The organism is Streptomyces sp. NPDC005574 (assembly GCF_040605435.1).
GTDB lineage: Bacteria > Actinomycetota > Actinomycetes > Streptomycetales > Streptomycetaceae > Streptomyces.
In genome coordinates, this window is record NZ_JBEXCW010000082.1 from 22,988 (window position 1) to 34,922 (window position 11,935).

General features: G+C 68.8%; 9 protein-coding genes and 1 pseudogene. 4 read left to right on the top strand and 6 right to left on the bottom strand.

The window, feature by feature from the left end:
• Position 1: 1 nt before the first annotated feature.
• From ABZT03_RS33900 to ABZT03_RS33920, 5 genes and pseudogenes are all read right to left on the bottom strand, one after another.
• The gene (locus ABZT03_RS33900) at positions 2-1,438 is read right to left on the bottom strand and encodes a hypothetical protein (protein WP_356046591.1); all 1,437 of its coding nucleotides are present in this window, start codon (positions 1,436-1,438) and stop codon (positions 2-4) included.
• 299 nt (positions 1,439-1,737) lie between these two features.
• On the bottom strand, positions 1,738-1,983 hold the full coding sequence (locus ABZT03_RS33905; protein WP_356046592.1) for a hypothetical protein: 246 nt from the start codon (positions 1,981-1,983) through the stop codon (positions 1,738-1,740).
• Between the two features lie 150 nt (positions 1,984-2,133).
• Positions 2,134-6,219 (bottom strand): beta-galactosidase, encoded by a 4,086-nt coding sequence (locus ABZT03_RS33910; protein ID WP_356046594.1) that lies wholly within the window; start codon positions 6,217-6,219, stop codon positions 2,134-2,136.
• Between the two features lie 270 nt (positions 6,220-6,489).
• Positions 6,490-7,482, bottom strand: a pseudogene (locus tag ABZT03_RS33915) (NADP-dependent oxidoreductase).
• A gap of 26 nt (positions 7,483-7,508) precedes the next feature.
• Entirely contained in the window at positions 7,509-8,414 is a 906-nt protein-coding gene (locus tag ABZT03_RS33920; RefSeq protein WP_356046596.1) for a LysR family transcriptional regulator, read from the bottom strand.
• Positions 8,415-8,547: 133 nt separating this feature from the next.
• On the opposite strand from ABZT03_RS33920, the gene ABZT03_RS33925 reads away from it, so the two are divergent.
• The 3 genes from ABZT03_RS33925 to ABZT03_RS33935 all read left to right on the top strand — a co-directional run bounded on the left by ABZT03_RS33925 (position 8,548) and on the right by ABZT03_RS33935 (position 10,474).
• The gene (locus tag ABZT03_RS33925; protein WP_356046598.1) at positions 8,548-9,366 is read left to right on the top strand and encodes a 3'(2'),5'-bisphosphate nucleotidase CysQ; all 819 of its coding nucleotides are present in this window, start codon (positions 8,548-8,550) and stop codon (positions 9,364-9,366) included.
• A gap of 36 nt (positions 9,367-9,402) precedes the next feature.
• Positions 9,403-9,999, top strand: coding sequence for an NAD(P)-binding domain-containing protein (locus ABZT03_RS33930; protein ID WP_356046600.1), 597 nt, complete (start codon positions 9,403-9,405; stop codon positions 9,997-9,999).
• Between the two features lie 127 nt (positions 10,000-10,126).
• A complete protein-coding gene (locus tag ABZT03_RS33935) occupies positions 10,127-10,474 on the top strand; it encodes a VOC family protein (RefSeq protein ID WP_356046602.1) in 348 nt (115 codons plus the stop codon).
• Positions 10,475-10,511: 37 nt separating this feature from the next.
• On the opposite strand, the gene ABZT03_RS33940 is transcribed toward ABZT03_RS33935, so the two are convergent.
• Complete coding sequence (locus tag ABZT03_RS33940; protein WP_356046604.1) at positions 10,512-10,898, bottom strand: hypothetical protein; 387 nt, start codon at positions 10,896-10,898, stop codon at positions 10,512-10,514.
• A 751-nt stretch (positions 10,899-11,649) separates the two neighbouring features.
• Here ABZT03_RS33940 and ABZT03_RS33945 point away from each other — a divergent pair.
• Positions 11,650-11,784: a hypothetical protein gene (locus ABZT03_RS33945; protein ID WP_356046606.1), complete on the top strand. Its 135-nt coding sequence runs from the start codon at positions 11,650-11,652 to the stop codon at positions 11,782-11,784.
• Positions 11,785-11,935 lie beyond the last annotated feature (151 nt).

Consider the following 11,935-nt stretch of genomic DNA (forward strand, 5'->3'; position numbering starts at 1 on the left):
GTCACGGGCCGGTCACCACGTTTCCGAAGCGGCCGATGCCGGCCGAGCCGAGGCCCGCGGCGCCCGCGCCGACGCTGGTGGAGCCGGTCGCGGTGACGGAGCCTGCCGAACCGCGCAGCGACCACAGGGCGCCCACGCCGCCGTTCTCGCCGGGTGCGGCGACCAGGAGGTCGGCGTAGCCGCCCTTGGTGGTGTCGATGACGCGGATGGCCGTACCGAACGCGTCGCCCGCCTCCGAAGCGCCCGCGACGCCGGCGCTGTTCTGCGTCCAGTTGCGGGCGTGCGCGGTATCCAGCTCGGCCGCGGTGCCGCGTACGACGGTGACGGCTCCGCGGCCGTTGTCCTCGCCCGGGGTTCCGATCACGAGGTCGGCCCGGCCGTCCTTGTCGGTGTCACCGATCGCGACCGACGCGCCGAAGCGGTCATGGGCCTCGCCGGCGCCCGGCACACCCGCCGTGTCCTGCGTGATGGTCTGGATCCGGCTCGGGGAACCCGTGTTCCCGGCGTCGAAGTAGACGGTGACCCGGCCGCCGAGCGAGGTGCCCGGGCTCTGCGACGGATCCTCGGGGTTGCCGATGACCAGGTCGGGGACGCCGTTGCCGTTGAGATCGCCGACGGCGGAAGCGGTACCGGCGGGGAGGGCGGTGCTCTCGAAGCCGCCCGGGTCGTGGAACAGGACGTTCGGGTCGTCGCCGGTCCCGTCGTAGCCCCAGCCACCGTCCGAGACGCCCCGGCCGTGGGCGATGAGGCGGTCGTCGTCGGTGTCGGGCCGGTCGACCGCGGTCAGGGCGACGATGCCGTGTGCCGGGTTGAAGGCGTAGCCGCCGCCCGAGGTGTTGGACTGCGCGGACAGGTCGGCCGGCATGAACGTCACGTCGGCGTCGTTGGCGCCGACAGCGATCGTGAGTCGGCCGTCGTTGACCGGGTTGAGGCCGTTGAAGGTGGCGACGGCCAGCGTCCGTCCGTACGCGTCGTGCGAGGAGGGCCAGGGGTCGTGGACCAGCTTTCCCTTCGTGGGTCCGGACGCGGTGCCGTAGACGACCGTCACCGAGCCGCCGCCGTCGTCACCCGAGACGTCCTCGCCAGGGGCGCCGACGACCAGGTCGCTGTACCCGTCGCGGTTCAGGTCGTACACCACGACGGCAGCGCCGAAGCGGTCACCGGCCTCGGCGGCGCCCGGGATGCCGGTGGAGTTCTGGGTCACGACGGTGCGCCTGGCCGGATCGATGCCGTGCGAGGTGCCGTACAGGATGACCACGGCACCCGCTTTGGCGTGACCCGCGACCTTCGCGTCCGGGGCGGAGACGACGACATCGCGGTAGCCGTCCTTGTTGATGTCGCCGGGCGTGCCCGCGGCGGCCTCGGCATGCACCGCCACGAGCGGGGTGAGCCCCGAGGCGAGCAGAGACGCGGACAGCAACAGAGTGCGTTTACGCACGAGGCTCCTCCAGAGCGGGGCATCCGGAACAAAGGGCGACCACCGACCCGCCGGAAGCGGGCACCCTGCGTGTCATGGGCGCGGTCGGCGCACAGAAGACCTCCGAAGAGGCGCAAGGGTTGTACCGAACGTGCGGGGGAATCGTGCTACCCGGTGCAGATCATGGACGTTGCTCCCTGGCGAGAAGCTGTCTCAACGTGTAGCGGTAGCGGTCGCACGGCCGGATCGCGGCAACGTGCGCACGGTCCAGCAGCCCGGCCGGCTCCTCGTCGGGCTCGCCGGGCAGGAGCAGAGCAGGCTCAGGCCGTGGTGTCGGGCTGGAAACGGCTGGCGGTGGGTTCCGGCGCGGCGGCGGCCACCCGGGCCTGGCGGACGGTCCGGTCGGCGATGTGGGTGAGCCTGCTCGCCGCCGCCTGGACGACACCGAGCCAGACCCCACCGAACCCTCCGCTGCTGCCGGCAGGCGCCCGCGCGTCCAGCTCGGCGACTTCGGCATAGGCGCCTTCCACCACCCCGGCCTCGATCACCGCCGGGAGGTGCCGCACATCCTCCGGCCTTGCGCCCGCGGCACCCGGGAGATCGGACACACGACGCCGTGCGCCTGCGGCTGCCTGTGCGTGCACACCGATCAGCGGTGACGCGGGCCGTTGTGCGAGAGACTGATCCGGGCCGAGGCGTACTCACCCGGGGTGTAGTCAGTCGCAGGTCACAGTCGGCGTCCCCCAGTCGCCGTGGTCGCTTCCGTTGCCGTCGCCGGCGTCGCCGACCTTCAGGTCGACCGTCTGGGCGCCGGTCACGTCGACGTCGATCGGTACGTCAGCCTGCTTGCCCTTGATCGTTTGCGTGGTGAGGAGGGTCTTGCCGTCGGCTATGACGGAGAAGGTAACGGTCCCTGCCCCGGCGGTCTCGTCGTCGACGCCGACGGAGGCGGTCAGGCGGGTGCACGCGCCGGCGAGGTAGAGCTGGACGTCGCTGACCGAGTTGGTGCCCAGGCCCTTCGGGTAGCTGACGCCCGCGATGGTGATCGGACGGCCGTCCCCGGCCGCCTGCTCACCCACGCTCGTGTCGCGCTCCACCGGGCCCCATCCGTTGGTCGACGACAGGAACGGCAGCTCGCTCACGGCGTTCCTGCCTGCCGCGGGAGGCCGCGGGATCGCTTTGATGATGCGCTCGTCGCTGGCCGCGGTCCGGTGGCCGCGCTGGGTGTAGTGCACGGTGGCGGTGAGGGCGGAGGCGGACGACAGCGTGCCGTTCGGTGGCCGCACCCGCCAGGTGAAGGTGGCGGACTTTCCGGGAAGCAGTCGCTTCACCGATGCGGGGCTCGTGGCACTGGCGCTCCAGCCGTCCGGCAGCGCGAGTGAACCCTCCAGCCGGGACGCCGGGGGCCGCCCGGCCGGAACCCGCACCGTGGCCTCGGCGGTGAAGGACCGCGCCGACTCGGCGGTGTCGGGCAGCGCCAGGGCGATGTCGACGCCCGGCCTCGCCGGTATCGCGTAGGTCTTGCGGTCGTAGCCGGGGCTGCGGTTCTGCGCCACCCGCAGTGACGAGGTGTGGCTGCCGTAGTTCGTCAGCGAGACCTTGCCCAGGCCGCCGGTGCTGCCGTCGAGGTTCCACACCGCGAGGGCGATGGTGTTGTGGCCGTCGGGGTTCAGGATCCCGTTGGGCACCGGGAAGGAGTGCTGCGGGCCGAGGTAGTTGACGTAGTTGCCGACCTGCCAGCCGTTGACGTAGATCGTGGCCCGGTACTTGCGCGCCGGGTCATCGGTGAACGTCAGTCCGAGCGAGGTGTCCTGGCCGTGGGGCAGGTTCAGGGCCAGTTCGGTGCGGTACCAGGAGACACCGGGACGGGTGTCGCTGGTGGGCAGCGACACGTGCTTCCATGTGCCGTCCGGGTAGCCAGGCAGCGACCAGCCGGCACGCTCGCCGTACAGTCCGCCCGTCGACAGTGGGCCGCGCACCGTGTCCAGCAGGTTTTCACCGTCCCGCACGCCCTGCAGCCGCCAGGTGACCGGCGCAAGTGGTGCTCCGATGAGGGATGCGCTGGTCAGTCCGCGCGCGGTTTTGTTGCCGTTGGTTGAGTTGTAGTCCTCCTCATGGCCCATGTTCACCGTGAGCACCGAGACGATGTTGTCGCCGTCGGACTTCACTGAACCCGCCGGGAAGGCGAAGTCGGCGCTGCCGGTGGTGGAGCTGCCCAGGAAGGTGCCGTTGAGCCAGGCGGAGAATGCCTGGGCCCTGCCGCCGGAGTCCGAGACCAGGTGGATGCCTGTCTCTGCGGGTGCTGCGCGGAAGCGACCGCGGTACCACGTGTTTCCGGTGTGGAAGCCGTAGTCGTCGGCGTAGAGCACCGGCAGGGTGTTGATGCCGGAGGCGCTGTTGGTGGTCGACTTGTCGGCCACCTGCCAGCTGGTGTCGTCGAATGTGGGGGCCGCTTCGGGTGATTCCTCGGTGTGCTTCCAGTTCGTCAGTGTCGGCAGGGTGATCGGGGCTGCGACCGGGATCGTGCCGGTGAGGCTGCCGGTGGCGGTCTCACGGGTGTGCACCTCCCGGCCGTTCCAGGTGACGTGGCGGGCCGAGGTGAACACCTCGATGTCCTTGTCGTCGGCGTTGTCGCCGCTGAGCGCCAGGCGCCTCCCGCGGTCCAGGCTGGTGGCTGTCCGCAGCAGGTGGGTGCCGCGCACCAGCACCGGCCCGGTCGCGGTGTCCTGGCGCCAGAACGTCTTCGCCGTCGCCTTGTCGCCGAGAAGAAGCAGCAGGGGGCGCGATCCGCCCCCGCTGATGCTGACGCGGATCAGGCCCTTGTGGGTGTAGTTCAGGCGCAGATCGCCGGTGGCCGCGTCCCAGGTGGTGGTGACCGGGCCTCCGCTGCTGGTGACGGTGGGTTGGGAGGAGTAGCGCAGGACGGTCTCGCCGTCGCTGCCCCGGTTGCCGTAGAGCACTGCGATGTCCCGGTCGCCGATGGTGTCGGCGGTCATGATTTCGGAGGTCGAGTATTGCAACTGCGAGTCGCCGAGCCGGTAGTTCGCCACGATCACGTGCGAGTCGCGTCCGTCGAGGGTGATCGCGGTACCCGGCTGGCGCGGCACTACGGGGTAGGTCGGCGTCGCGGTCGACGCCGTCGGCACGTCGATGGCGTCGACGGACACGAAGTTGTCCGTCGAACCCGAGCTGTGGGTCCCGGTGGCGACGATCTTCAGGGTGTGTGCTCCCGGTGGCAGGCCGGTCTTCTGGAAGACCACCGCCTGGTTCGCGCTGCCGGAGTCGTCGACCGTCGCAGCCTTGACGTCGTCGAGGTAGACGTCGGCGTAGCCGTGGTTGTTGGTCTTGGGACCGATCCAGCGGATCGCGGTGCCGTTGAACGGCACGGTGACGGAGTCTCCGGCCTGGTTGGAGAACGACTCGGTCTTCTTGTAGTCGCCGCCCGTGTAGGGCTGCTCGGAGCCCACGTGGGACCAGGAGCCGTCGTAGCGCAGTGTGGTGTCCGTGTCGTCCCATGTGTAGCTGGTGTCGGAGTTCGTCCGGGCGTTGAAGTCCAGCGAGATATGGGTCGAGTCGGTCGCTGTGGACGTGGAATCCCCGTGGCGCAGGACGTGGAACTGCGTCTTGGTGTCGGGGTTCATCCGAGCGGTGTCGATGACGGTCGGGTCGTCCGGGGCCTCGGACCGGATCGGGTCCGTTTTGGTCAGCGGTGCGACGGCCTGCGTGAAGTAGCCGATGAGCTTGTCCTCGTCGTACTTCGGGTCCAGCTGCCGGGTCTCGCGGATCGCGGCGCCGTAGTCGTACGACGTGTAGTTCTGCGGCATGCCCAGCCAGCCCCAGTTGGTGCCGCCGTAGGTCATGTAGAAGCTCTGGGCGGTGGCGCCGACGGCGATGTTCTGCTTGTAGAAGACGTTCGCGAACCGGTCGTTGATGAGCTGCGCGCACTTGTCGTAGCCCGGGCCGCCCCACGGGTCGAAGGCACCGCCCTGGAACTCGGGCGAATACAACGGCCTTCCGGCCGGGTGGTCGTAGCTGATGTCGGGGACACCGCTCCACTTCGATGGGTTCGAGCAGTCGAAGCCCTGCGGGTAGGCGTCCGGGCCGTCCACGTCCAAGGCGCCCGTGCCCGAGTTGAACGTGCCGTTGTTGTTGCCGGTCAACGGCACGGTGATGCCGTCGGAGCGGGCCTTTTCCTTGAGATGCTGCATGTACGACCGGCCGGCCGCCGAGCCGTTGTAGTACTCGTTCTCGACCTGGTAGGCGATGACCGATCCGGTGCCGTCGGTCAGTTGGTGCCGGGCGATGATGCGGTCGATCCGGGTCAGCCATTCGTCGGCGTACTTCAGGAACTGGGGGTCGTCACTGCGGTTGTTTCCGGCCTTGGTGGTCAGCCACCCGGGCAGTCCGCCGCCGTCGACCTCGGCGTTGATGTACGGAGCCGGGCGCGCGATCACGTAGAGCCCGGCTTCCTGCGCCATGTCGAGGAGCCTGTCGACGTCGCGGACGCCGGTGAAGTCGTACGTGCCGGGCGCCGGTGAGTGGTATCCCCAGTCGAAGTACAACGAGGTGGAGTTGAAGCCGGCCGCTTTCATCTTCTGGAAGATGTCGAGCCACAGGTCGGGGCTCGGCAGCCGGAAATAGTGGAATTCGCCCGACCACAGATAGGTGCGCTTGCCGTCGACGAGGAAGGAGTAGCCGTCGAACGACACGGCATGCGGCTCCTGTTGGGCGACAGGCACCACGGCGGGTGCCGGAGGGCTGCTTGCGGTGGCGGCTGCCGGCGCGACCGTGGACAGAGCCATGGTCATCACCGTCGCGAGGACGATCCCCCAACGCCGCCGTCGGCCAAGGTTGGCGGATCCGATCGAATGGTTGCGCACTACCGCCTCCACACCGCCCCGAAAGAACCAACACTCAACAGATTCAAGCGAAGCCGAACATAGGGTGGTGCGAGGCAAGGAGCAAGGGAGCTTTCAAGACTCGGTAGAGAACCAGCTGCCCGAATCACCTCAAAGGTGGCGTCCTCCCACAGCGAATGCCGCCCTTCGCCACCGCCTGCTGGGGTTCGGCGATCACGAGACCACCGTCAGCACGACCTTGCCTTGGAGGTGGCTCTGCGCTGCTCGCGTGTGTGCGCTGGCCGCCTCGGGCAGCGGGTAGGTGCTGTCCACCCCGACCTGAAGCTAGCCCTCGTCGAACAGGCAGCCGATCTCGACGAGTTGGGGGCGTTGGAACGCACCTGAATGTTCGAGACTGTGATGCCCAGACTCGCCGTCTCCTGCGGGTCGTACTGGGCGAAGAACACCGGAAGCATGGTGCCGCCGCGCTTGAGCACGGTCAGGAAGCGTGAGCTGTCCGGGCCACCGACGGTGTCGATCACCAGGTCGACACCGCTGACCACGTCCGCGGCCTACGTCCTGGTGTAGTCGATGAACTCATCGGCGCCGAGCTTGCGCAGGAACTGCTCGTGCCGGCCCGACGCCACCGCGACGACGTGTGCCCCCTTCCATTTCGCCAACTGCGCCGCAAAGTGGCCCACTCCACCGGCGGGGCCGTTGACCAGCACGGTCATCCCGGGCGTGATCGGCACCGGCTGGTGCACCTGGCCGGTGAAGGGGGATGGCACGTCGTGGCCGAGATCAACCAGGTACTGCCAGGCCGCCAGTACGGCCATCGGCGCCCCGGCCGCCCGGACGTGATCGATGCCGGCCGGCTTGTGAGCCAGGTCCGAAGCCGGCGCGACCACGTACTCGGCGTACGTCCGGCCGTCGAGTCCGGTGAATCGCAGCATGCCGAAGACCTCGTCACCGACGGCGAACCCCAGCACGTCCGGAGCGACCGCCTGGACCACGCCCGACATGTCCGTTCCGGGGATGAGGGGGAACTCCAGCGCCGGTCTCATGTCGGCCGGCATGACCTTCAACCCCTCACGCAGGTACCAGTCCGGCGGGTTGATGACCGCCGCGTACACCCTGCACCTCCCCCGGGCCGATCGCGGGAACCGGCACTTCGTCATACCGCAAAACTTCCGGCCCGCCCGCTTCTTGGCACTGGATCGCCTTCATCGCGCCTGTGCCTTTGTCGGCGTCGGTTACGACGCGCCGCACGTGGTCAAAGCGCTGTGTGCCAACCGACGCAGCCAGGCGTGGGCGTGGTCGGTGTCGTAGCGCTGATGCCACGACAGGTATATCGGTGCCGACGGCAGTTCCAGCGGTAGGGGGAGCACGACCAGGCCGAGGTCGGTGACCGCGGAGCGCGTGGTGGCTTCGGGGACGCTGATCACCAGGTCGGAGTCGCGCGCGAACGCCAGCGCGGCTGCTTCCGTGGGCGCGGCCGCCACCACGCGGCGGGTGAGGCCGACGCGGGCGAGGGCGTCGTCGAGGGCGTTGCTGAGGTTTCCGCGCCGCGAGACGGCGACGTGCTCGGCGGCGGCGTACCGCTGTGCGGTGACGGTCGTGACGCCAGTGAGGGGATGCCCCTGCCGCACGACGATGACGAGGCGGGTCTCGCCGACCTTCTCGGCATGGACGTCGGGTGCGCTGGGACGGTTGGCGTTCGCCTCCAGGTCGACCTCACCGCGCCGCAACTCGGGTGTGTCGGTGCTCGATTCGGCGACGAAGCGCAGACGAACGCCCGGCGCCTGTGCGCGTACCGCCGCGAGCAGCGCGGGGCCGCTTATGGCGACCAGGGAGTCGTGCCAGCGAAGTGTGAAGGTGCGTTCCAGTGTTGCCAGATCGAGTTCGCGGCTCGGTGCCAGTACCCCCTGAACCTGGTTCAGCAGCTCGTGCACCTGTTCCCGGACGGCGATCGCATACGGCGTCGGCGTCATGGTGCGGCCGGTGCGCACCAGGATCTGGTCCCCGGTCGTGCGCCGGATCCGGCCCAGGCTCCGGCTCATCGCGGGGGCGGTGACGTGCAGGCGCGCGGCAGCCCCGGCCACGCTGCCCTCCTCGAGCAACGCGTCGAGCGCGGCGAGCAAATTCAAATCCAGTTGCATGAGAGTCATGCTAGCCGTGCTTTACATGCACTTGAGGTTAATTAACCTGTCTCCTAGTCTTCGAGAGCGGGCACAGGAAAACACGGATTCCGCCCGCACGACCTGATCCCTTTGCTCAGACGGGAGCACCACCATGTCCGAAACCCTTCAGGCCACGGACCTTGCAACCTCCGACGCCGACCTGCTGACGCAGACCGCGATCGCCGTGCGTGCGGCGGGTTCGGCGCTGCGCGAGCGCTTCGGCGAGGTGGTCCCCTACCAGACCCGCGACGAACTGATGCGGGCGCTCGCCGCCAACGACGACACGGCCCTGGACATCCTGCGCCCGGCCCTTACGGATCTGCGCCCGCAGGCCGGCTGGGTGGAGGACGAGCTCGACGGCGGCGCGCTGCCGTCCGGCGAATGGTGGGTCGTGGATCCGGCCGAAGGCAATGTCAACCACCTGCACGCCCTGCCGGAATGGGCGGTCACCGCCACCCTCGTGCGCGACAACCAGCCGGTGCTCACCGTGGTCCACCTGCCGCTGACCGGGGAAACCTACACCGCGCTCACCGGCGCGGGCGCCCACCTCGACGGCCGGCCGCTGCACGTATCCCAGACCACGGACCTCGGTCTGAGCATCGTGGCCACCAGCCAGGCCAGGCCGGACGAGGACGAGACCGTCGTGCGACGTGTCGGCTCCTCGATCACCGCCATGCTCTTCGACGCGCTCGTCGTCCGCGCCGCCGTGCCCGCGACCCTGCACCTGGTGAACGTGGCCGCCGGCCGGACCGACGCCTTCTGGCAGTTCGCCGGCGCCCGAGCGGATCTTCTCCCCGGCGCGCTGCTCGTCACCGAGGCCGGCGGACGGATCTCTGACGCCGAGGGCCGTCCCTGGACCCCGCAGAGCAGCAGCTTCCTGGCCGCCGCACCTGGCATCCACGCCGAAGCCGCATCGACACTCTCGCGCTGACCGTCTACGAGAAACCACCAAGAGGAACGCATCTTCATGAACGACATCGCAGTACTCGGAAACGGCCGCGTCGGCGGCAACCTGGCCGCCGCCCTCACCCGGGCAGGGCATCAGGTCACCGTGGCGGACCGCACGCCGGGCGCCGCCGCCGACGCAGCCCGGGCAGCCCGGATCGTCATCAACGCCACCCCGGGCGCCGGCTCACTGGAACGCCTGACCGCCCTGCGCGCCGAACTGCGGGGCAAGATCCTCATCGACCTCTCCAACGCCACCGCCGACGGACCGGACGGACTTCCCGCCGACCTGCTCTACCCCGGCTCCAGCCTTGCCGAGCAGCTCCAGGAGGCACTCCCCGAAACCCGCGTCGTCAAGACACTCAACACCATGCTCTTCCCGGTGATGACCGCGCCGGACACCCTCGCCCAGCCGCCGACCGCTTTCCTCTCGGGCGAGGACTCCCAGGCCAAGCAGACCGTCCACGAACTGCTCACCAGCCTCGGCTGGCGCGAGGAATGGATCACCGACCTCGGCGGAATCCAGACCGCCCGCGCAACAGAAGCCGCGATCCTGTTCGTCCCCCACGTCATACGGTCCAGCGGGTTCACGCCCTTCGCGATCTCGGTCGCCCGCTGATCCACGCACAGCGCTTCTCCGCGGTCGGACCGGACCGGGACCGTCCCCAGCCTCGTGCGATGAGTTCTGTTGACTCAAGCAGTCTGGAGAAGAGACACGGAACCGTGGTTCGAAAAAAGGTGGCGTCATGGACATTGCACGCGTATTGATGGTTGCGCCCGTGGGGAACGTTGAAACTGCGGTGGTCTGGTACGAACGGTTGCTGGGACGCCCGGCAGACACCCGGCCGATGCCGTCGCTGGCGGACTGGCATCTCACAACAGGGGGCTGGCTCTCGGTCTTCGAGGACGCCGAGCGTTCCGGTTCGGCGCTCCTCAATCTCGAGGTTCCTGATCTGGACGAGGCTCTTGCACTGCTCAAGGAACGCGGTTTGGCTGCGGGGCCAGTGCATGCTGGCGGTACGCGCACCCGGTTTGCTGCCCTGGAAGACCCGGACGGCAACCGGGTCACGCTGCTGGAGAACCCCGTGTCCTGACCCCTCAGACAGCGCAGGGACAGGGCCGCGCTGGCGGTCAGGACTTCTTGGACCAGTCGGTTCGGGGGTCTTTCCGGGCGATCCGGCGGGCCATGAGGGTGATGAGTGCCCAGGTCAGGTGCGCTACGAAGTGCTGAGGCAGCCGTTCGTAGCCCCGGACGTTGCGGCATGCCTTCATGATCCAGCCGAGGATGCGTTCGACGTTCCAGCGGCGTGGCAGCACGACGCAGCCTTTCGCGCCGCGGGGGCGGGAGACCGTCCTGAGGGTCATGTGCAGGAAGTCACCGGACCAGTTGATGAGCCGGCCGGCGTGGGCGGAGTCGGGCCAGACCTGGGTGATCTGGGGCTGCATGACGCGTAGGCGCCAGAAGAGTTCTCGGGCGGCGTCGCGGTCGGTGGTACTGGCGGGTGTGACGGTGATCATCACCGGAAGTCCGAGAGAAAACACTCACTGAGCATTCGGGGACATCACGTGCGCGGTGACGAAGGCCGTCGGGAGCCTGCCCCGAAACCAGCGGACGCGGGGCGAGTGGCGGGGTTGCGGCCGTCGGGGAGGGGACACGGGGCGTTCGTGAGGGCGTGCTCGGAGCCGGTGTGGGCTGGAACCCGACACGGCGTGGCGCCGACGTAATCTTCGTCGACGCGGGCCGGCCGGGTGAAAGAGTCACCAACTGGTCATTGTCGTGGGCCAATGCCAGCAACAAGACGGTCAGAGTCGGGCAGCGGTCAACCGCGAAGGGTGACTTCGCTCGGGCCGTTGAACGGGGCGAGCGAGGTCACCGTCTGCGGTGTCCGCAACCCGTCGTTGTCCGCGAAGAGGCGCCGCGCGCAGTGAGAAACACATCGCCAGCCGTCACCTCTGCGGCTTCGTCGTACAGCTCGCGGATAGTGTCCGTCATCTCCTCGCCACTGCCGACCCCGACACCCCAGACGTCCCTGAGGAGCGGAGCGTCGCGACTCGTCCGTCGTCCATGTCTCCCGCTCGCCGTCCTCCACGGCCCCGCCCCTTCCCTCCACGTTCCGCGCCGCCGACACGACCATGTCGCAGCCGGCGCAGACCGCGTGCCGGAATCACCGAAGAGGTGAACCAGCACCGCGGCGCCTGCAGGCCTTGCGCGCGGGGACTGGGGCATGCGGTCTTGGACGGCGTTGCTCATACCGGTGGAAGGCGGGTCATGGCCAGCATGGAGCAAATCGTGACGGCAGTTGGACGGGCGCCGGACTTCGTGCCGATGTGGGTGCAGGTTCTGATCTTCGCTGTACCGATGGGGATCGTGGCCGTGGTGATGCAGCAGCGCAACAAGTCCTAGCTGTGCCATCTCATCGGATACCTCCGAGGAAACCCCGGCCTTCAGGCCGGGGAGGAATCGGACTCCTGCGGAGCAGGGCAGGGAGCCGGGATTCGCCGCCAGGGCGAATCACGGTGCTCTGACCCGCAGGTTTGGTCCTGTCCAGTAGTGG